Below are 20,161 nucleotides of genomic sequence, written 5' to 3'. Positions count from 1 at the left end.
GGTGCGGCGCGGTGACGATTCACCGCGCCGCTGCGCGACCCGCAACCCTTTCCGGTACGACCTGTCCCGTCCCGCCCGCGCTCACGCGCCCCGCCCCGGGTCACCCGTCCCGGCCACCACGATCATGCGCTGGTGCTCGGCGGTCAGCGGCCGGCCGTCCTCGCCGTACCCGGCCACCGTGCCCAGCCCGGCGGCCACACACCAGTCCCGGATCTCCGGGAAACCGAACAGCCGTTTGAGGAATGTGAGCCGGCGGACCGTCCCGTCCCGGATCACCGTCCGCTCCACCTCGAACCGGCCGGTCAGCGGGTCCAGGCGGTGCCGGTCGGCGAGCATGTCGCCGTCGTCGCGGGCCACCGTGATCCGCGACGGGGTCCAGTCGGTGAGGAACCTGGTCAGGTTGTCGAGGTCCATCGCCAGCCGCCCGCCGGGCCGCAGCACCCGCACGATCTCGCCGAGCACCCGCCGGTTCGTGGGGTCGTCGAAGTATCCGAAGGCCGTCGACCAGTTCACCACCCGGCCGAAGCGGCCGCTCCACCCGGCCGGCAACGACCGCATGTCGCCGGCCTGATAGTCGACCTCGACGCCCAGCGCGGCCGCGTCCGCCCGGGCCCGCCGCAGGAACACCTCGGAGAAGTCCAGCCCGGTGACCCGGCAGCCGCGCCCGGCCAGAGCGTTCGCCAGCGCCCCGGGACCGCAGGCGAGATCCAGCACGCGCATTCCGGGCTCCAGGCCGAGAAGGCGCCACACCAGATCGGCGGCCGCCGTGCCCGATCCGCCCGCGGGGACCGCCGGCCCGTGCGTGACCCGTGTCGCCGACCCCGTGAAGAAGTGCAGGTAGTCGTCGTCGTACATGGCCGCCGCATCGAAAAGGTCCGCTGTCACCCGGTCGACGCTAACACCCGGCGGCGGGCGCCACCGGCGGGTCGCGGTGACGGCCGCGGACGGCCCGGGCATCGCCGTCGGCGCCGCCCGCCCGGTGCGTCACGGCGAGTGGGTCCAGAAGAGCAGCACGTAGACGCCGTAGGTGGCGGACACCACGGCCAGGGTGGTCAGGACCGCGACGACGGTGCGCCGGTGGGCGGCCGCCAGGGCGCTGGCGATCGGCAGCAGCACGGGGAACGCGGGGATCAGCAGGCGGCCCTTGGCGTGGTAGTACCCGTGTCCGAAGAAGACCATCGCGATGACCACCAGGGAGAAGACCGCGAGCGGCCACGCCCGGCCGTCCGCGGAGAGCGCCACGAACAGGGCGATCGCGGCGAGCAGCACCACCGTGCACATCACGATGGCCAGGTCGCTCTTGCCGGTGACCAGGGTGCGCGCCGTGGTGAGCGTGTACCAGCCGTTGTCGTAGTACATGTTCCAGGTGTCCTTCTGGACCCGGAAGTAGCCGTCCGTCCGGCCGAGCCGGTCGCCCACCCAGAGGACGTAACCGGCGAAGCCCAGCGGCGCCAGCAACCCACCCAGCCAGGGCCGCCAGCCGTCCCGGCGGCGCACGACCGCCACCAGCGCGGCCAGGCCGACCGCGGTGACCAGGGCGGCGCCGGTCGGGCGGGTCAGCCCGGCCAGCGAGCAGAGCAGCCCGGCGGTCACCCAGTGCCGCCGCAGCACGGCGAACAGCGACCAGGCGCAGAGCGCGGTGAACAGCGTCTCGGTGTAGGCCATCGACTCGACCAGCGCGTGCGGGATGACCGCCCAGAGTCCCGCCAGCAGCACGCCGGTGCGCCGGTTGTGCAGGTGCGCGCCGACCGCGAAGAGGCCCCAGGCCGCGGCGAGCCCGGCCGTCCAGGCGATCGCCAGCCCGGCCACCGCGGCGTCGCCGGGCACCACCCGGTCGGCGAGCCAGGTGAGGCCGGGGTAGAGCGGGAAGAACGCCAGGTTGCTGGGCAGCGGCGTGCCGTCCGGCCGGTACTGGAAGGCGGCGTCGTAGCCCCGGGCGACGATCCCGGTGTACCACCCGGCGTCCCAGCGGCCGAGCTGCGCCCACATGTCGCGGTGCTTCTCGGTGGCGATCAGCCAGAAGGTGATCAGGCCGGTGGCGCGCAACGTGGCGTAGAGCAGCAGGGCCGGCCAGGCCGCCGCGATCCCGGCGAGACGGCGCGGCCGTGCGGCGGCGACCGGCGCTCCCGATCCCGGCGCGCCCGGCTCGGGCGCGGCGAGCGACGCGGTCGATTCCGGCGCGCCCGGCTCGGGCGCGGCGAGCGACGCGGTCGATTCCGGCGCGCCCGGCTCGGGCGCGGCGAGCGACGCCTCCCGTTCCGGCGCGCGCGGGGCGGGAATCTGGGTGGTGGGTCCGGTGGTGTCACTGGTGTTCGCGGCTGGCAATCTCCGTCCCCCGGTCCGATCACTCTGCAGCAGCCTGAGGACATTACCTACCACGAACAACCGCAGAATCGCCATCCTCCCGGAAGCTCCCCTGTCGTCCCCATAAATCCCGGGCAAAGGTGACGAGCGGCGCGCCACGGAAACGCCCAGGGTGGTGAGTATCACCCATCCTCTTCCGCGGCGCGGGGGCCTCGTCCGGCGGTCACGCCGGCCGGTCCGGAAGAGTGAAGATCACCCGGCTGCCCCCGCCCGGGTTGTCGGCCACCCGGATCGACCCGCCGTGCCGGTCGACGATCCGCAGGCAGCTGGACAGGCCGAGGCCGTGCCCCGGCGCGGACGTGCCCGCCAGCCGGGTGAACATGTCGAAGACCCGGTCACGCCGCTCCGGCGGGATGCCCATGCCGTTGTCGGCGACCGTCACCGCCCAGCCGGCGCCGGCCCGCTGCGCGGTCGCCGCCACCCGCGACGGCCGCCGCGGGTGGCGGTATTTGATCGCGTTGGCGATCAGGTTCTGCAGCAGCTGGCGGGCCAGCACCCGGGTCGCAGGAGACGGCCGGCAGGGGCTCGGGGGCGCGCACCTCGGCGTCCGCGGCGACGATCTCGGCGTGCAGGTCGGCGACCACGCTGTCGAACACCTCGCCGAGGTCGGCGGGCACGCGCCGCACCGGCGCGCTGCCGGCCCGCGCGTTGCCGAGCAGCGAGCCGATCAGCTCCCGCATCCGGGTCACCGCCCGGGACGCCGCGTCCACCCAGGCCCGCTCCTGCTCACCCCGGACCAGCTCGCCGAGCTTGTCCAGGTGACCGCCGACCGCGCCGAGCGGCGCGACGAGGTCGTGGCCGACCGCGCCGGCGAAGTTGGTCAGGTCCGCGTTCGAGCGGCGCAGCCGCTCGTTGGCAACCGACAGCTCGCGGCGGGCCTGCTCGATCAACCGCTGCTCGACCCGGTCGGTGGTCACGTCGTTCATCGCCGCCACCGCGCCCAGCGCGGTGCCGTCCGGCGCGATCAGGGCGCGGCCGTCGACGGAGACGCGGACCGGGTCGCCGGATCCGCGCCGGTTGATCATTTCGGCGTTGCGGACCGTGCCCTCGCGCAGCGCCCGGATCGGCGGGACCCGGTCCGGGGCCAGCGGGGTCACCCCGTCGGACTCGTAGAGCTCGTACCGGCCGAGGGCGGGCAGGTCGGCGTCCGGGCCCGGGTCGAGGCCGTGCCACCTACGGCCGGTCCGGTTGAACACGGTGAACCGGCCCGCCCCAGGGGTTGTCCCGGTAGGCCGGGTCCAGCCGCGCGTCCGGCACGTGGGTGAAGCCACCGGACCGGAAGTTGACCTCACACATCGAGTCGGCCCGGTCGCACTCGCCGGGCGCGTCGTTCAGGTGGATCAGCCGGAACTACCGCCGCTCGCCGATCAGGTTCAGGGCGGCCGAGGACGCGCCGGCGACCGTCGCGGCGACCCGCAGGACAGCCCGCAGCTCCTCGCCCGGCGGAGTGTCGAACAGCCGGTACCCGTGCAGCGCCGCGAGGCGTTCCCGCTCCAGCCTCGCCTGATCGTCCGATCCGGCTCGGTGCTGAGCGTCCCCGCTGATGCGACGTCGCCGCACCGGCCGCCGGACCGACGAGCCCACACATCGAAGTTCGACGATATGATCCGGCGATGGACTTCCTGAAGCCCTTCGTCCTGCACGTCGCCGCCCGTACCCCGGAACGCCAGGAGTTCCTCGACCTCTACCTGCCCGGCGACCTCGCCGGACCGCGCCCGGCGATCCTGTTCGTCCCCGGCGGGCCGCTGCCCGCGCGGGTGCGCCCGGCGCAGCGCGACTGGCCGGTCTTCCAGGGGTACGGCGCACTGGCGGCGAGCCGCGGCATGGTCGGCGCGGTGGTCGAACACCGACTGCACAGCCCCGACGCGTACGCCACGGGCGCCGCCAACGTCGCCGCCGCGCTGGAGAGCCTGCGCAGCGACCCCCGGGTGGACGAGACCCGGCTGGCCCTGTGGTTCTTCTCCGGCGCCGGGCTGTTCGCGGCCGACTGGCTGCGCGACCCGCCGTCCTGGCTGCGCGCGCTGGCGCTGACCTATCCGCTGCTGGCGGCCCTGCCGGGCTGGGCGGTGGAGGAACGCTTCGATCCGATCGCCGCGGTGGCCGAGGCCGGCGAGCTGCCCATCGTGCTGACCCGGGTGGGGCGGGAGGATCCCGGGATCGCGGCCGGGGTCTCGGCGTTCGTGGACGCCGCGGCGAAGGCGAACCTGGAGATCGTCGACGTGCCGGACGGGCAGCACACGTTCGACGTGGTGAACGACTCCGACGCGTCGCGGGCGGCGATCCGCCGGGCGGTCGAGCTGGTGGCCGCCCGGCTGGCCTGACAGGCGGCTGCCACCCGGCGGGCCCGACACCCCGCTACCACCCGGCTGACCTGACACGCCACTGCCACCCGGCGGCCCGACACCCCACTGCCACCCGGCGCGTCCGACACCCCGCTACCGCCCGGCGGGCCGGGCGGCAGCCTTGCCGTCAGAATTCCGGGGTCAACACGGTGAGGTCGGCGAACTCCAGGCCCGAATCATCCGTTTCATCCGGGGCAGCCGCGGTGTGACCGCGCTCCTCGCCGGTGCGGTGCACGTTCCACCGGACCTCCCGCTCCTCCGGCTCGCCGGCCGCCGCCCGGTGCTTCGCCCGGTACGGTCGCTTCGCCTCGCCGGCGTCGCGGTCCGGGCCGTGCCCGGCGCGCCGCGCGTCCCGGGCCTTCCCGGATTCCCCGCCGTGCCGGGCATCCCGGAAGTCCCCGCCGTGCCGGGCATCCCGGAACTCGCTGCCGCGGGACTCGACCGCATCCCGGGAGCCGCCACGGCGCCCGACGCCGCGGCCGTCGCCCGCGTCCCAGGACCGGTCACGGCGCCACGCCGGGGAGCCGTCCGCGTCCCAGGATCGGTCACGGCGCCACGCCCGCGAGTCGTCCGCGTCCCGGAAGTCTGCACGATGCCGGGCCCGCCGCGAGTCGTCCGCGTCCCAGGACCTGTCACGGCGCCACGCCCGTGCATCGTCCGCGTCCCAGGACCCGTCACGGCGCCACGCCCGCGAATCGTCCGCGTCCCAGAAGTCCCCGCCGTGCCGGGGATCCCGGAAGTCGTCCCCCGGATCTCCGGCATCCCCCCGGTGCGCGGCGGCGCGGCGGCCGAACACGAAGTCGAGGCCGTGGCGGCCCGGATCGGTGTCGATTCCGAACGCCCGCCGGGCCCACCCGTCCCCCGGGTCCCAGTCGTCCGCGTCCACGCCGAACCGGTCCAAGCCGATCCGGGAGAGCAGGCGGTCGCCCCAGTCGTACGAGCGGGGCAGCGAGATCGGCGCCCCGGTGTCGCTGAGCAGGTAGACCCGCGAGCCGCGGTGATCGCGGTCGGCGTCGAAACACAGCCGCGAGCCGCCGAGCCAGCTGGGCGCGAGGGCGATGTCGGTGATCCCGCCGCGGAAGGCGTCGCACTGCCGGTCGGCGGAGGCCGGGCGGTCCAGGCCCCGGACCCACGCGGGGCGCTGCCGGACGGGGTGGTCCAGGAAGGCCGGATGCTGCCGGACGGGACGGTCCCGGTCGGCCGGGCGGTGCGCCGGCTTGGGACGGTTCGGCTGCGCCGGACGAGCGCCCGGCGCGGGCCGGTCGACGGCCGCCGGGGGTGTGAAGACCGCCGGCCGGTTCACCACCGGGTGCGGGCGCGCCACAACCGGGCGGTTGACGACCGGGTGGTTCGCGGCCGGGCGGTGCACGGCCGGGCGGTCGGCGGACGGACGGTGAACGACCGGGCGGTCCGCGGACGGACGGTGAACGACCGGGCGGTCCGCGGACGGGCGGTGGACCACCGGGCGGTCGGCGGACGGACGGTCCGCGGCCGGACGGTGCACGACCGCCGGGCGGGCCACCACGGAGGGCCGACCGGTGACCGGTCGCGCCAGGATCTGCCCGGGCCGGGCCGGCGCCGGCCCGCCACCGGCGGCGTGGCCGCCCGTACCCTGGCCCGCGGTGTTCTGACCGCCGCCGGCCGCCGGGCCACCCGTGGCCGGGCCGCCGAGCACCGGCCCGGCGAGGGTCTGGCCACCCGTGCCGCCCCCGGTCTGACCACCGCTGTGCTGCGGGCCGGCGCCCCCGGCGACCGCGTTCGGCCCGGCGCCGCCCGGGCCACCGGCAGCCGGCGCGCCGCCCGGACCCGCCGCGTCGCCCGGCGCCGACACCGTACCGGGAGCGCCGCCGAGCCCCGGCCCGCCGACCCCGCCGGCGCCGGGGCTGCCGGCCGTGACCCCGCCCACGCCCAGGCCACCGCCATGCGCGCCGGGCGCCCCGCCGCCGGCGGCGACGACGTGACCGTCCGGGCCCAGGGCAGGCCGGCCGGCTCCAGCGGCCGGCCCGGTCCCGGACGACCCGCCGGCCGCCGGGCCCGCGCCACCGGGCCCCGGACCGGCGCCACCGGCCGCCGAGCCGATGCCACCGGCCAGCGGACCCGGCCAGTCGCCGCTGTCCTCGCCGCCGGACGGCGCCCCGCCCGGCGGCTGACCGGTGCCGTCCGGCGCCTCGGTGGCGCCGTCGTCGGCGGCGTCCGGCAGTGGCGGCTCCAGCGTCTCCCACGTCGCTCCCGGTGCGGGCAGGTCTCCGGCGAACGGCGCCTCGTCGTCACCGGTGCACGCCGCGGCGACGGTCATCAGCAGCGCCGCCCCCAGTGCGGCGCCGATCCGGCGCGGGCGTACGGACAGACGTTCGGTGCTCTCCATGCGTGGTCCACTCCCCCTCCGTGGACGCCATGATCAGCATCCGGGCGAGTTCACTATCAACCGTCCAGCCCCGACAGTGCACCGGTTCGATCTTCGACACACCCGCCGGGGCAATCCTTCCCACCCGGCGGGTGACCAGCCGATATTCCCGCGCTCCCGGCTCGTTGACCGGCGTCGCGCCACCCGGCGGCCGAACCATCCGCGGCGGCCGCCGGCCCTCGGCCCCAGCGGTCCCGGAAGCACCCGCCGACTCACCCCGCGACTGGAACACCCGCGGCGGCCGGCGGCGTCAGCGGTGCCAGCGCAGCGGTCCCGGGTGCACGCTCCACCACACCCTGCGCCACCACGACCGTCGCTCGCGCAGCGCCGCCGCGTACGCCAGCGCCTGCGCCCCGGCCCGCTCCGCCTGCCCGGCGTCGGCCGCTTTTGGCGCGAACCCGACCGTGTTGAGCGCGCTGACCAGCTCGTCCAACGGCGGCAGCGGCGCGCCGCCCGCTCCCGGCGGCGGCTGCAACGCCCTGTCCGCTCCCGACGGCAGCGACGCCCTGTCCCCTCCCGGCGACGGCAGCGACGCCTTGCCCGCCCCCGGCGGCAGCGGCGCCCTGTCTCCTCCCGACGACGGCAGCGACGCCCTGTCCGCTCCCGACGGCAGCGACGCCTTGCCCGCCCCCGGCGGCAGCGGCGCCCTGTCTCCTCCCGGCGACGGCAGCGACGCCCTGTCCGCTCCCGACGGCAGCGACGCCTTGCCCGCCCCCGGCGGCGGCAGCGGCGCCCCGCCCGCTCCGGGCGACGGCAGCGGCGCGCCCGTACCGTCGGCGGGCGCCGCCCGGCGCAGCGCACCGCCGCGCCGGGGCGCCGGTGGCCGCGCCGCGTACGCGGCCATCTCGGTGGCCGACAGGTGCTCCGGCACCGGCTGCCCGGCCAGCCGCAGCGCGTCGGTGAACTCCCGCCACGCCCCGGTGATCCGCTCGTCCGGCCCGCCGTCGTGGAGCCGGCGCCGGCGCTGCGCCCGCCTCATCCGGACCACCGCCAGCGCCGCCACCCCCAGCAGGAGCAGCACCGACCCGGACACGCTCGTGGCCACCACGCCGCCCGGCACGCCGCCGCCGGTCCGCCCCGGGGCGGCCGCCACCGGCACCGACGGCGCCGGCGTGTCCGACGGTGTCGCGGTCTGCGGCGGCGTGGTCGGCGGGGTGGTCGGCTTCGGGGTGAAGTCCTCCTCGACCGGTGTCGGGTCGTCGGTGGACGGCATCGGGTCGAACGGCACCCAGCCCAGCCCGTCGAACAGCACCTCCGGCCAGGCCAGCGCATCCCCGCCGGTGACCTGGCCACCGGCGGCCGGCGTGGTGAAGCCGACCACCACCCGGCTGGGCAGCCCGGTCATCCGGGCGAGCAGCGCGAACGACGCCGCGAACTGCTCCGACGTGCCCTCCTGTCCGCCCTGGCCGCGCGGCCCGAACAGGAAGTACGCCAGGTTCGGGTAGGCGTGCCCGGTCGGCGCGTCCGGGGTCTGCCGGTAGTGCCCGGCGAGGAACTCCTCGATCGCGACGGCCCGGTCGTACGCCCCGCCGTTGCCGTCGGCGAGGTGCTCGGCGAGCCGCTGGATGGAGTCCGGCACGCCGGAGCCGACCGTGAGGTAGCGCACCACCGCGTCGCCGGACGGCACCCCGGCGGTGGGCAGCATGGTGAGGTCCGCCGCTGCCGCCCGCGAGGTGACCGTGTAGGTCAGCCCGCTGCTCAGCCCCTGCGGCCGGATCAGCGTGCCGGTGCCCGCGTCGTACGCCACCCGCGCCCCGGACACCGCGGCCGGCGTGGCCACGGCCGGCAGCAGCCGCCCGGTCAGCCCGGACACGGTGATCCGCTGCCGTACCTCGGTGACCTGCGCGCCCGGCGCCACCGGCTGCTGCGGCAGCACCCGCCCGGCGTTGCGGTACGTCGCGCCGACCTTCCAGGTCACGCCGTCGTAGTCGGAGAGCACCGCCAGCCGGACCTTGACCGTGGTGGCCTTGCCGGTCGGGGCGGTCGCCGGCTGGTACGCGAACAGCTGCTGCCGCGGCGTGAGCAGCCAGCCGGAGATCCGGTTCAGCGGGCTCTCGTCGAGACTGTCCACCTGCGGGGGCTCGACGTACCGGCGGGGATCGACCGGATCGGCGCCGACCTGGCCGCTGATCCACGGGCCGACCACGGCCGCCAGGGCGATCACGGCGGCCAGCCCGGCGGTCGCGCTGCCCAGCGCCCGGGCCCGGACGGCGGCGCGGGTCCGCTCCGGCACGGCGTCCATCGGTGGCAGCGGCGATCCGGCGCTGACCGCGAGCGCCAGCACGGTCAGCGCGGCGAAGCCGAGGGTGGGGGCGAGCGCCGCGCCCGCGTTCGGGCCGACCACGTACAGTGCGCCGGCGTAGAGCAGCGCCGGGGTGAGCGTGCCGAGCAGCACCCGGCGGGCCCGCACCCCGACCTCCACCGCGGCCAGCCCGGCCAGCCAGGTGGCGATCACCGGCACCACCACGGTGTCCGGCGTGGACTCCACCGGGATCATCGCGGTGAGCAGCCGCGGGATGCCGTTGCCCAGGGCGTCGCGCACCATCGCCGCGAACGGCGTGGCCAGGCCGGCGTGCCCGGCGGCGAGTTTCAGCGCCAGCGCGGTGTACCCGGCCAGCAGCGCCGCGGAGACCGGCGCGGCGCTCCAGGACGGCAGCCGCCGGGTCAGCAGCCCGGCGCCGACCGAGCCCACCGCGGCCCCGGCGACCAGGCGCGCCAGCAGGCCGTCCGCGTAGATCCGGCCGAGCACCAGCCCGGACAGCGCCAGCAGGCCGGTCAACGCCACCGCGGTCACGTAGGGCCGCAGCCGCCTCACCACCCGCGCACCCCGTCCCACGCCGCCGCGAACTCGGCGCCGTCCGCGGCCTCGATGACGATCATCCGATCGCCGGCCGTGACCGGCGCGGCGTCCCGGTCACCGAACAGCCCGGCCAGCACCACCGGGTACGTCCCGCGCAGCGCGCCGACCGTGCCCAGATCCGCGCGCCCGCCCGGCCCGGTGAGGAAGACCAGGGTGTCGCCGAGCCGCTGCGCGCGCAGCCGGCGCAGCGTCGCGTCCAGGTCACCCGGGCGCAGCGCGGCCTCGGTGAGCACGTCCAGGTACGGCCCGGCCGCCACCGTCGACACCAGGTGCAACCCGACCGGCAGGTCCTCGCGCACCGCGGCGGCGACGATCGACGCGGCCGCCTCGCAGGCCGACTCGAACACCTCCGGATCGGGGTACGTCGCGGCCCGGTCGTCGAGCAGCACCACGATCGTCGGCTCGGCGGTGTCCAGCTGTTCGCGGACCATCAGCTCGCCCACCTTGGCGGAGCTGCGCCAATGCACCCGGCGCAGCTCGTCGCCGACGACGTACTCGCGCAGCGCGTCGAAGGTGATCGTGCCGTGCGGCACCTTGTCGATCCGCCCGTCCAGGCTGCGCGCCATCCCGGCCGGGGTGGCCCGCAGCGGGTGGATCCGCGGGTGCACCCGGACGGTGACCACCTCGCCGTAGGTCCGGGCCAGGGTGACCAGGCCCAGCGGGTCGCCCCGGGTGACCCGCAGCGGGCCGATCGGCACGATGCCGCGGCGGGTGGTCGGCACCGGGTACGCGACGCATGTGTCGGTGCCGGGACGCAGGCGCAGCAGCGGGACCGGCACGATGCCGCCGCCGCAGCGGTCGGTGGCGACCATGCTGGCCGCGCGCAGCCGGCTGGTGTTGCGCACGGTCAGCCGCATCCGCGCCGGCTCGCCGCGGGCCACCCGGTCCGGTTCGGCGACCCGCTGCACGCCCAGGCGGGGCCGCCAGAACGCGAACGCCAGCGCGCAGCCGGCCGCGACCAGGCCGGTGGCGCCGAGCAGGGCGAGGTCCGGGTAGCCGTAGCCGAAGCCGGCGGCCAGCAGCGCCAGCGCCGCGGCCAGCAGGCCGATGCCGCGAGCGGTCATGTGCGGGCCGGCAGCGGCACCGGCACCGCGGTGATGGCGTCGGCGAGCACCTCGGTCGCGGTCACACCGCGCAGCTGGGCGTCCGCGGACAGCAGCACGCGGTGCGCGAAGACCGGCTCGACCAGCGCCTTGAGGTCCTCCGGGAGGACGTAGCCCCGGCCGTTGATCAGCGCGTAGGCGCACGCTGCCCGGGTCAGCGCGATCACGCCACGGGGACTGACGCCGACCCGGACCTGCGGATGGTTGCGGGTGGCGGCGGCGAGCCGGACCGCGTACGCGTAGAGCGGGTCGGCGACGTGCACCCGCTGCGCCATCTTGACCATCTCGCCGACGGTGGTGGTGTCGGTGACCGGCTCCAGCGAGTCCGGCGAGCGCTGGGCGGCGCCGCGCAGCACCTCGATCTCCACGTCCTCGTCCGGGTACCCGACCGAGAGCTTCACCAGGAAACGGTCCAGCTGGGCCTCGGGCAGCCGGTACGTGCCGTCCATCTCGACCGGGTTCTGCGTGGCCACCACCAGGAACGGCTGCGGCACCGGGTGCGGCACGCCGTCGACGGTCACCCGGCGCTCCTCCATCACCTCCAGCAGCGCCGACTGGGTCTTCGGCGACGCCCGGTTGATCTCGTCGGCGATCACGATGTTGGCGAACACCGGGCCGGGGTGGAACTCGAAGGCCCGGCTGCCCTGGTTGAAGATGGTGACGCCGGAGACGTCCGAGGGCAGCAGGTCCGGGGTGAACTGGATGCGCCGCCACTGCCCGCGCACGGACGCCGCCAGCGCCCGGGCCAGGGTGGTCTTGCCCACCCCGGGCACGTCCTCGAGCAGGACGTGGCCCTGGGCGAAGAGCGCGGTCAGGGCCAGCCGTACGACGTCCGGTTTGCCCAGCACGACCGCGCCGATGCGATCGGCGAGCTGGCCGGCGACCTGGGCGAAGCCGGAGACGTACGCCGGGGGCAGCGGTTCGGGAGTCACCTAATGTTCCTCATCAGCAGGTGGGCAGGTCGGCCAGGTCGTCGCCGCCGTCGAGGTTCAGCCAGGCCCAGGGGATGTAGTTCTTCCCCTCGTACGCGACCTGGATCCACCAGGTGCTCTTCTTGTTGTGGTTGTAGATCCACGCGTCCACCGAGTCGCCGGACCTCTTGCAGTACGCCTTCAGCCGGGTCCCGTTCTTCACCCAGCCGGCCTGCTGCCCGTTCTCCTGCCGGGTGACCTTGAAGATCTCGTTGCCGTTGCGGCCGCTGACGTCGGAGTCGCAGTACGTCCGCTGATCGCCGCTGTCACCGTTGAGGCAGGTCGCCGTGCCGTACAGCTCCGCGGTGGTCCCGGTGGCCTGCTTGGTGACCGTGCCGGCGGCGTTCTTCGCGGTGATGGTGAACGTGTACTTCGTGCTCGGCGCGAGCTTGGTGGCCTTGAGGCTGCTGCAGCTGCCGCTCGATCCGGTGCCGTCGCTCACGGTCAGCGCGCAGGTGGCCGTGCCGCCGCCCGCGTCCACGCTGAGCCCGACGGTCGCGGTGTTGAACGTGGTGTCCACCCCGGTCACCGTGATCGTGGCCGGGGCGACGGTGCGCGCGGTCGCCGAGGCCGGGTCGCTCTCGCCGCCCTCGTTCACGGCGACCACCTCGACCGCGACATTCTCCCCCGCGCCGAAACCGTCCAGCGTGGCGGTCGTGCCGTCGGTCACGTCGGTGCTGCGGCCACCGGCCTTCACCACGTACTTCGTGATGGCCCGGCCGTTGTCGACCGGCGCCGTCCAGGTGACCCGGACGGTCCCGGCCCGGTCGGTGACCGTGGCCGCGTCCAGATTCTCCGGCCGGTTCGGCCTGCTGAACGGCACCACGCTGTTGCTGATCGCGGACGCCTTCGAGCCGGCGCCGCGCTCGTTGACCGACACCACGGTGAACGCGTACTGCTTGCCGTACTCCAACTGGCCGGCCGGGATGGTCAGCGAGGTCTCGGTCGCGTCGCCGACCGGGGCGGCGCCGCCCTCGGTGACGGCGGTCACCGTGTACCGCTGGATCGCCAGGCCCTGCCCGTTCGCCGCGGGCCAGGTCACCGTCACCGAGCCGTCCGGTTTCGCCTCGGCGACCGGCGTGCCCGGCGGGTCCGGCACCTCGGAGGTGGGCTTGACCGGGTTGCTGGCCCGGGCCGGGCCGTCGCCCTTGCTGTTCACCGCGTGCACCCGGAACTGGTACGTCTCGCCGTTGGTCAGCCCGGTCACCACCAGCGACCGCTGGTCCGCGCCGACCTGGAAGGTCCGGTTGTCGCCAGTCACCACGTACCTCGTGATCGGGGCGCCGTTGTCGGCGGCGGCCTGCCAGGTGACCCGGGCCTCGGCGTTGCCGGCGGCGGCCCGCACGTTGCGCGGCGCGCCCGGCTTGCTGACCACCGGCTTGTTCGGCTTCTTCTTCTTCGGCTTCGGCGGGGTGACCGGCGGTGTCGTCACCGGCGGCGGGTCACCGCCGAGCACGTCGTCGGCGTACTTGTCGACGACCCGGACACCGTGCTCGCCGTCCACCACCCGGGCGGTCGACGAGCCGGGCGCGTTGATGAAAAGGTAGCCCTCGCGCACCTCGAGCTCGACCGACCCGCCGGGGCGCTGGAAGGTGATCGGCTTGCGCGGCTGGCCGGCCTCGTCGAACACGTGCACGGTGCCGCCACCGGCGTCGGCGACGTAGTAGTAGCCCTCCCAGGAGACGGCGGGCTGCAGCCCGGTCTGCGCGCCGGGCACGGTGAACGTCGCCTTGACCGCGCCCTGCGGGTCGACGCCGAGGACCCGGCGCGCGTCCGGCACGGTGACCGCGACGGTGCTGCCGTCGGTGTGCGCGGGCAGCGTGCCCGGCCCGGGCAGCGGGAGCGTGACACGGGCGGTGGCGGTGTCGCCGACCCGGGTGAGCTCGTTGGTGGTGCGGTCCAGCACGGCGACGCCGTCGTGCAGGGTGGTCAGCTGGAAGTCGTGGCTGGCGCCGCCGACCGGCTCGGTGCGCACCCGCTGCGGCTGCGCCCCGCCGCCCTGCCCGCCGGTGGCGACCGGGGCCGGGGTGATCGCGGTCACCGTGCCCTCGCCGGGCACCACGATCCACAGCCGGCCCTTGCCGTCGAAGGCGCCACCGGTGATGCCCGGCGGGAAACTGACCGGCTGGCCGATCGCCTGCAGGCTGCCCGGGTCCACCTGCTGCACCCGGCCCTGCACCGAGTCGACGACGAACGCCGAGTCGCCGTGCAGCGCCACGCTCACGCCGATGCCCGGCGACGACTGCTGGTTCCAGAACGCCTGCAGATCCGTCAGGTCCATCGAGGCGATCGCGCCGGTGTCGACGTCGCGCAGGATGACGAACCGGTCACTCTGGCTGACCTGCAACCCGTGCCCGCGGGCCTGTCCCACGTCGACCCGGGTGTCGATCTTCGCGGTGACGCCGTTGACCCGGGACACCTCGCCCTTGCCGCGGCTCCACACCCAGGACGCCGCGTCGAAGCTGGCCACCGCCTCGTCGGCGGCGCCGAGACCGAGCACGGTCAGCCCGAGGCCCGCGGCGAGAGCCAGCACCGTACCGGCCGTGACGAGATAGCCACGACTGGGTAACCGACGCTTGCGGGCCCCGGTCGGCGCGGCGTCTGTGCTGCTCACAGCAGCTGTCCCCCCGTTCGGCGAGCGTTGGCGTGTCCAGGACGCAGGCCATCATAGGTGGGTTACGGCGGGCGTCGATACCCACCGTTCACCGCTGTGGACAAGCCACGTGATCAGTTTTTGCCACGATCGGTGCACTGCTGCGGCGAGGCGGCGAACCGGTCGGTCGCGTACACCGCGACCACCGCGAAGCAGTAGTCGAGCGACGGGTTCAACCCCTCGATCCGGTTCGACGTCTGCCCCGGCCCGACCGTCTTGACCGGTTTCAACTGCTCGCCCGGATGCGCCATAGTGATCATGAAGCTCACCGTGGCGCGCGTCGGATCGCTCCAGGACACCTCGATCTCGGTGCCCCGATCGGCCAGCCGCACGTCCCCGGGAGGGGCGCCGGCGACCGTCGGCGCACCCGGCGGGGTGTCGGTCCGCTCACCGGTGCCGCCGCGGTGCGCCAGGGTGAACACCATCGCCGCGACCGCGACGATCGCGGCGAGCGTCGCGGCGATCACCGCGAACAGCGCCATGCCGCGCCGCCGGGTCCCGGCCGGTTCCGGTTCGTTCCCCTTCGGGTACGACGCGGGACCGCCCGTGCCACTGTCACGCGCCGCCGTGGTGGCCGGGTCCTGCTGCCAGACCCCGCCCTCGCCACGGTGATACACCCCGGCCGGCGCATACCCGCCCGCCTGCGCCTGGTGATGGACGCCCGCGGGGCCGGCCGGCACCTGGCGGACCCCCGGCTGCCCGGCCGGCCGGTGAGCCGCCCGCTGCGCCGCCTCGGGCTGTGGTGCCCGCTGGGGGGCGGCCCGGTGGTGGCCGAGCTGGCGTGGACCGGTCTGCTCGGGGTGGCCGGCCTGGCCGACGTCCGGCCACTGACTCCCCGTCGCGCCGGGTGACATCGGGTGAACGCCGAGCTGTCCGGCGGCCCGCTCACGGCCACCCGGCGGGGGCACGGGCCGCGCCGGCTCGTTCCCCGGGCCGGGTGCCGCCGCGCTCGCACGCTGGGTCTCCGGCTCACCGGCCCACGGACCGGCGGCCCGCGGCGGCCGGGCGGCGGCGGGCCGGCTGTGCGCGGGGGCCTCAGGCCGTCCCGCGGCGCGGCTCTCCACCAGCGGCAACACCGCTGTGTCCGGCTCCACGGCCGGGCCGCTCCCCGGACTGCCCGCCACTACCGCCGGGCTGCCCGCAGCCACGCCCGGAACGCCCGCCGCCGCCGGACCGCTCGCCGCCGCACCCGGCGCCGACCCCTCGTCGGGCGCGGCCGGGCCGCTGGCCGTCGCACCCGGCGCCGACCCCTCGTCGGGCGCGGCCGGGGCGCTGTCCGTCGCACCCGGCGCCGACCCCTCGTCGGGCGCGGCCGGGCCGCTGGCCGTCACACCCCGCGTCGACCCCTCGTCGGGCGCGGCCGGGGCGCTGGCCGTCGCCTTCCGTACCGCGCGCGAGTTGTCGACGGCGAGATCGTCTCCGCCCGGGCGTGCTGCCTCTCGGCGTCGACCGGGCGTACCGCCGGTGCCGTCGGGCTCCGGCGTGACCGGACGGTCGGGCGCCGCCGGTTGCGGTCCGGCTCGGCGGGCGGGTTCCGGTCGTACCGGGAAAATGGTTGAAGCCACCGCCTCCGCGCCTGCGGTGACCGAATCGGATCGCGCCTCCGGCGCGGCCGGAGACCGTTCCGCGGCAGCCGGCATGATCACCGGATCGGCCCGCGGGACGACCACGACCGCATCGCCGGACCGGCGGTGGTAGAGCGCCGGGGTCTCCGGCGCGCCCGGCATGGCGAACAGGCCCGGCTCGACCTCCTGGAACGGCGCGGTGGCCGGCTCGTCGCCGGCACTCGGCGCCGGGCCCCACGGCGACTGCGGCCGGAACGCCGTCCGCGCTTCCGCGGCGGCCGGTCCCGGCACGTCCGGCGTCACCGCCCTCGTGGCATCCGGCGCCGATCCGGTCGGCGCCACCTTCGACGGCCCCGGCCCGGCGGGCGGCGCTGCAGGAACGTCCGGCGTCGCCGACCACACCGCAGATGTGCCCGCCCCCGCGGGCGGCGCTGCAGGAACGTCCGGCGTCGCCGACGACACCGCAGATGTGCCCGCCCCCGCGGGCGGCGGGGCAGAGATGCCAGGCGCGGCCGGCGGCACGGTGGATACGCCAGGCGCGACTGGCGACGCTGCGGAAACCCCAGGCGCGCCGGGCGCCGCCCCGAACGACCTCGGCGCGGCCGGCGGCGCTTCCGGCGCACCCGGCGCGGGCGCCTCCGGACGGGTCAGTGTCTGTGCTGGATCGGTCAGCGGAGGCGGTCCGAACTGGCCGGCCGGCGAAGGCGGCAGCACGAAGCCGTCCGGCGGCTGTGCGGGCGGAAAGGCCGCCGGCCCCGGGGACACCCGCGACTCGCCGTCCGGTTCCGGCGTCCTCTGCGCCGCAGCCGCGGGATCGGGGTGGATCGCCGACGCGGCCTCGGCCGGCCGCGGCGCGTCAGTTGACGGCGGCTGGTCCGAGGGCCAGATCGGAGCCGGGTACGCCCGGAACGACGGTTCGCTCTCGTCCGCCGGCCACACCGGGGCGGGGTACTCCCGGAACGGCTGCTCCGACGGCCAGACGGGGGGCGGGTACTCATGGAGATCCGCGGACGGCGGCATCGGCACGGACCGCTGCCCCGCCTGCTGCGGCGAAGCCGGATCGGCCGCCTGCGGCTGACCACCCCATCCCGGAGCCCTCTGCGCCGGAATCGCCGCGGCTCCTCGCCGCGGAATCGCCGTCGGCTGCGGGCCAGGCGGCAGCCCCGTGTCCTGCTGGCCCGGCGGCGTCCCCACCGGCTGCCCACCCGGCGGCATCGGCCCGGACTGCCGGTGAGCCGGCGTGTGCGCCGGCCCGGAGTCCCACGGACCGTTCTGCTGCTGCGGCGCCGCCGGCCGGGCCGACGCCGCCCGGGAGTCACCCGGCTGCTGCGGCGGGGCGGGCGGGCTGACCAATCGGCCCGGCGGCGTCATCGGAGTGTCCGGCGGCATCTGCCGGGCCGGGCCGACGCGCGCTGCGCCCGCCGGGTTCTGCGCGAGATAGGCCTGTGCCTGGGCCACCGCCCAGTGCCCCGGCCCGAGGACCGCGGGCCCGTGCTGGGCGACCCGCCCGAACGCCTTCCGCGCCTCGTGCCGGTTGCCCAACTCCTGGGCGACGACCCCGAGATCGTAGGAGATCTGCAGCATGACCGGCTGGTCATCGCCGAGGCGGAACTGCCCCGCCGCGTACGCCGTCTCCAGCACCCGTCGCGCCGCCGCCGGATCGCCCAGCCGATGGCGCGCCGAAGCCAGCTCCCGGTGCGCCCGCAGCACCTCGGGATCGTCCTGGCCGAGGCTCGCCCGGCCGAACTCGACGGCACGTTCCAGGACCTCGGCCGCCCCGGCAAGGTCGCCCCCAGCCGCCAGTGAGCGTGCCTGTTCCAGGGCCGGAGTCAACGGGGAGGGGTGGGACACCCCGCCATGCTGCCCGGTACTCCCCCGAGAAACCAGGCCGGATCCCGCTCCGTCCCCATATGCGACTGCTTGTCCAGCCTCCGACCCCTGCTGCAAGCCGCTCCGGGGACCGTGTACTGTTCTCACCTGTGCGGCCGACGAGGCAGCCGAAACCCAGGTGGAAGCCGGGGCGAGGATGCCGCTAGGCTGTACGACATCAGGTCCGGGTGGCGGAATGGCAGACGCGCTAGCTTGAGGTGCTAGTGCCCGCAAGGGCATGGGGGTTCAAGTCCCCCTCCGGACACGCAAACGACGCACTCATGCTGCAATGAGTGTTCATGCGGCACACGGCAGCCAGTCAGCTGGACACTGTGCCGCGGCAAGACATAGAAGTAAGGCCTCACCAATCGGTGAGGCCTTACTTCGTTAAGGGCAAATAGCCGTTGGTCAGCGGTAACTCCACTCGCGCGATTGCGATCACGCAAGCTGACGAGATCCCTGCGCATCCCTCATCAGATCCTCAGCTCGCGAGTTCAGTGCCCGTCGCGAACATCGCCGTCATCGGATCGGCTATCGCAGGGGGATGCGGCTGACCGGTGAGAGCGGCGACTGCTTGAGCGATCTCCTGCAGCGTGGCATTGACATAGGTCGCTGTGGCGCCACCCTCACCGGCGCTGGTGGCATGACCGGCGAATGCTCTTGCGACGGCCTGGGAGAGGTTGCGTTCGACCCAGGTGAGAGTGGAGTGGCGCAGCCAGTGAGGTGGGTCCGGCCGACGGACGAAGGTCATGGGTCTCGCGGTAGCTCAGCCGCTGCCGAGGGCTTCGGTCGGTAGGAGCACCGCGGCGCGCATGGAGGGGTAGACGCCCGCGGCCATGCCGACGAGTAGGGCGCCGGCGAGCCCGGCGCGGGTCACGGACAGCGGAACGACGACCGGCCACTGATGCCAGGCTGCCCAGACCGCCGTGGCGCAGGCGCCGAGCAGCGATCCGGTGACGCCGCCCAGCAACGCGAGCATCACCGACTCGATCATGAACTGTCCCCAGATCGGCCCTTGGTCGCTCCGACCGCGCGGCGTAACCCGATCTCGGCGCGGCGTTCCAGGACGGAGACGACCATGGTGTTGGCCACGCCGATCCCCCCGACGAGCAGGGCCACTGCGGCGAGGGCGAGGAACAGCGCCGAGAACGCGTTCTCGGTGGCCCGCCTGGCGAGCAGCGCCTCCGAGGGGCGGCTGACCACGACGTCGGCGGGCTGTACCGGGTTCACCGTCTCCGGCAGTACGGCGCGGACGTCCTCGATCGCGGGTTCGGCCGTCTGGATGTAGAGGACTGTGGGGTTGCCGTCGAAGGCCAGTTCGGAGCGGGCGGCCGGCCGGCCGACGAACACCGACCGGTCGAGTTCGGGCAGCAGGGGTAGCTCGACGGTGAAGTCTCGGCTGATGCGGCGCGGCTCCCGCAGCGGATCACGGGAGATCTGACAACTTCCTCAAGATCGTGGTCCGGCTCATTCATACCGCAGATCCTCGGTACGGGTCAGTCGGCGTACCCCGGGCGGCAGGCCGCCCGCCGATCAGGGTCCTGGTCGCTCAAGGCGATCGATGACCTGGTCACGGGCTGTCCGGTGGTGCGGTCGTGCAAGCTGGCGGTGGTCATGGCGAGGAGGCGTTGGGCGCCGATGCCTTCGGTGCTGCGGCCGCCGTGGAGTTCGAGGTCGAGTTGGCCTTTGAGGTGTCATTGACCGACTCGATCAACTGGCGTACGGGTTCGGGTGAATGTTCGCCGGGTCGCGGGGTGCGGTTGCGGCAGGACGGCCGGATCTGCCGGGCTCCGCGCTCGGCGAGCCAGCGATCGGGTTCGGCGGAGACGTAGCCCTCATCGGCGACGATCAGTTGGCCAGGACGGGTCGCAAGCAGGCCGGGGTCTTCTTCGGATACGGCGGCCAGGACCTGACGTTCGTCGGCTTTCGCATGGACCAGGGCCCAGACGATCGGCAGCCGGAACGATCCAGGTGCGGCCAGGCCCAGAAGAACCGGGAATGTGACGAGTAGTAGCCCGTGGACGGCTCAG

The 20,161-nt window shown here is 75.2% G+C and carries 18 protein-coding genes, 1 tRNA gene and 1 pseudogene; 5 read left to right on the top strand and 15 right to left on the bottom strand.

Going from position 1 to position 20,161, the window contains the following annotated elements; all coding sequences use genetic code 11:
* Nucleotides 1-81: 81 nt before the first annotated feature.
* From ACTEI_RS10480 to ACTEI_RS38185, 5 genes are all read right to left on the bottom strand, one after another.
* Nucleotides 82-885, bottom strand: coding sequence for a class I SAM-dependent methyltransferase (locus tag ACTEI_RS10480; RefSeq protein WP_122982050.1), 804 nt, complete (start codon nucleotides 883-885; stop codon nucleotides 82-84).
* 99 nt (nucleotides 886-984) lie between these two features.
* Nucleotides 985-2,325 (bottom strand): hypothetical protein, encoded by a 1,341-nt coding sequence (locus tag ACTEI_RS10475; protein ID WP_244940677.1) that lies wholly within the window; start codon nucleotides 2,323-2,325, stop codon nucleotides 985-987.
* A 202-nt stretch (nucleotides 2,326-2,527) separates the two neighbouring features.
* Nucleotides 2,528-2,818: a sensor histidine kinase gene (locus ACTEI_RS38195; protein WP_239082321.1), complete on the bottom strand. Its 291-nt coding sequence runs from the start codon at nucleotides 2,816-2,818 to the stop codon at nucleotides 2,528-2,530.
* Nucleotides 2,700-3,560 carry a phytochrome family protein gene (locus tag ACTEI_RS38190; RefSeq protein ID WP_239082316.1) on the bottom strand — a complete coding sequence of 287 codons (861 nt, stop codon included), beginning with the start codon at nucleotides 3,558-3,560 and terminating at the stop codon, nucleotides 2,700-2,702. The genes ACTEI_RS38195 and ACTEI_RS38190 overlap by 119 nt, the downstream gene beginning before the upstream one ends.
* Before the next feature lie 154 nt (nucleotides 3,561-3,714).
* Nucleotides 3,715-3,948: a hypothetical protein gene (locus tag ACTEI_RS38185; RefSeq protein WP_244940676.1), complete on the bottom strand. Its 234-nt coding sequence runs from the start codon at nucleotides 3,946-3,948 to the stop codon at nucleotides 3,715-3,717.
* Nucleotides 3,949-3,977: 29 nt separating this feature from the next.
* Here ACTEI_RS38185 and ACTEI_RS10465 point away from each other — a divergent pair, with 29 nt between their 5' ends.
* Complete coding sequence (locus ACTEI_RS10465; RefSeq protein ID WP_122977473.1) at nucleotides 3,978-4,685, top strand: alpha/beta hydrolase family protein; 708 nt, start codon at nucleotides 3,978-3,980, stop codon at nucleotides 4,683-4,685.
* 148 nt (nucleotides 4,686-4,833) lie between these two features.
* On the opposite strand, the gene ACTEI_RS10460 is transcribed toward ACTEI_RS10465, so the two are convergent.
* The 6 genes from ACTEI_RS10460 to ACTEI_RS38180 form a co-directional block, all read right to left on the bottom strand.
* Entirely contained in the window at nucleotides 4,834-7,071 is a 2,238-nt protein-coding gene (locus ACTEI_RS10460) for a hypothetical protein (RefSeq protein WP_122977472.1), read from the bottom strand.
* 289 nt (nucleotides 7,072-7,360) lie between these two features.
* Entirely contained in the window at nucleotides 7,361-9,928 is a 2,568-nt protein-coding gene (locus ACTEI_RS10455; RefSeq protein WP_122982048.1) for a transglutaminase TgpA family protein, read from the bottom strand.
* A complete protein-coding gene (locus ACTEI_RS10450) occupies nucleotides 9,922-11,034 on the bottom strand; it encodes a DUF58 domain-containing protein (RefSeq protein WP_122977471.1) in 1,113 nt (370 codons plus the stop codon). The genes ACTEI_RS10455 and ACTEI_RS10450 overlap by 7 nt, the downstream gene beginning before the upstream one ends.
* Nucleotides 11,031-12,005, bottom strand: coding sequence for an AAA family ATPase (locus ACTEI_RS10445; RefSeq protein WP_122977470.1), 975 nt, complete (start codon nucleotides 12,003-12,005; stop codon nucleotides 11,031-11,033). The genes ACTEI_RS10450 and ACTEI_RS10445 overlap by 4 nt, the downstream gene beginning before the upstream one ends.
* A 13-nt stretch (nucleotides 12,006-12,018) precedes the next feature.
* Nucleotides 12,019-14,658, bottom strand: coding sequence for a fibronectin type III domain-containing protein (locus tag ACTEI_RS10440; protein ID WP_122977469.1), 2,640 nt, complete (start codon nucleotides 14,656-14,658; stop codon nucleotides 12,019-12,021).
* 113 nt (nucleotides 14,659-14,771) lie between these two features.
* Entirely contained in the window at nucleotides 14,772-15,314 is a 543-nt protein-coding gene (locus ACTEI_RS38180; RefSeq protein ID WP_145830846.1) for a fibronectin type III domain-containing protein, read from the bottom strand.
* A gap of 33 nt (nucleotides 15,315-15,347) precedes the next feature.
* Here ACTEI_RS38180 and ACTEI_RS38175 point away from each other — a divergent pair, with 33 nt between their 5' ends.
* From ACTEI_RS38175 to ACTEI_RS10430, 4 genes are all read left to right on the top strand, one after another.
* Nucleotides 15,348-15,548 carry a hypothetical protein gene (locus ACTEI_RS38175; RefSeq protein ID WP_145830845.1) on the top strand — a complete coding sequence of 67 codons (201 nt, stop codon included), beginning with the start codon at nucleotides 15,348-15,350 and terminating at the stop codon, nucleotides 15,546-15,548.
* A gap of 913 nt (nucleotides 15,549-16,461) precedes the next feature.
* Complete coding sequence (locus ACTEI_RS38170) at nucleotides 16,462-17,340, top strand: hypothetical protein (RefSeq protein WP_145830844.1); 879 nt, start codon at nucleotides 16,462-16,464, stop codon at nucleotides 17,338-17,340.
* A gap of 413 nt (nucleotides 17,341-17,753) precedes the next feature.
* A complete protein-coding gene (locus tag ACTEI_RS38165) occupies nucleotides 17,754-18,068 on the top strand; it encodes a hypothetical protein (RefSeq protein WP_239082319.1) in 315 nt (104 codons plus the stop codon).
* Nucleotides 18,069-18,313: 245 nt separating this feature from the next.
* A tRNA-Leu gene (locus ACTEI_RS10430) sits at nucleotides 18,314-18,396 on the top strand.
* Between the two features lie 216 nt (nucleotides 18,397-18,612).
* On the opposite strand, the gene ACTEI_RS36880 is transcribed toward ACTEI_RS10430, so the two are convergent.
* From ACTEI_RS36880 to ACTEI_RS39310, 4 genes and pseudogenes are all read right to left on the bottom strand, one after another.
* Complete coding sequence (locus ACTEI_RS36880) at nucleotides 18,613-18,882, bottom strand: hypothetical protein (protein ID WP_145830843.1); 270 nt, start codon at nucleotides 18,880-18,882, stop codon at nucleotides 18,613-18,615.
* A 15-nt stretch (nucleotides 18,883-18,897) separates the two neighbouring features.
* Entirely contained in the window at nucleotides 18,898-19,125 is a 228-nt protein-coding gene (locus ACTEI_RS36875) for an ABC transporter permease (protein ID WP_164465904.1), read from the bottom strand.
* Nucleotides 19,122-19,481: an ABC transporter permease gene (locus tag ACTEI_RS36870; RefSeq protein ID WP_164465903.1), complete on the bottom strand. Its 360-nt coding sequence runs from the start codon at nucleotides 19,479-19,481 to the stop codon at nucleotides 19,122-19,124. The genes ACTEI_RS36875 and ACTEI_RS36870 overlap by 4 nt, the downstream gene beginning before the upstream one ends.
* A gap of 146 nt (nucleotides 19,482-19,627) precedes the next feature.
* Nucleotides 19,628-20,153 (bottom strand): annotated as a pseudogene (locus tag ACTEI_RS39310) (hypothetical protein); the annotation flags it as partial.
* Between the last annotated feature and the right edge of the window lie 8 nt (nucleotides 20,154-20,161).

Origin of the sequence: Actinoplanes teichomyceticus ATCC 31121, assembly GCF_003711105.1 — a bacterium.
GTDB classification, from domain to species: Bacteria; Actinomycetota; Actinomycetes; order Mycobacteriales; family Micromonosporaceae; genus Actinoplanes; species Actinoplanes teichomyceticus.
The sequence above is the reverse complement of the archived record's forward strand: the minus strand, read 5'-3'. Positions and strand labels throughout refer to the sequence as shown.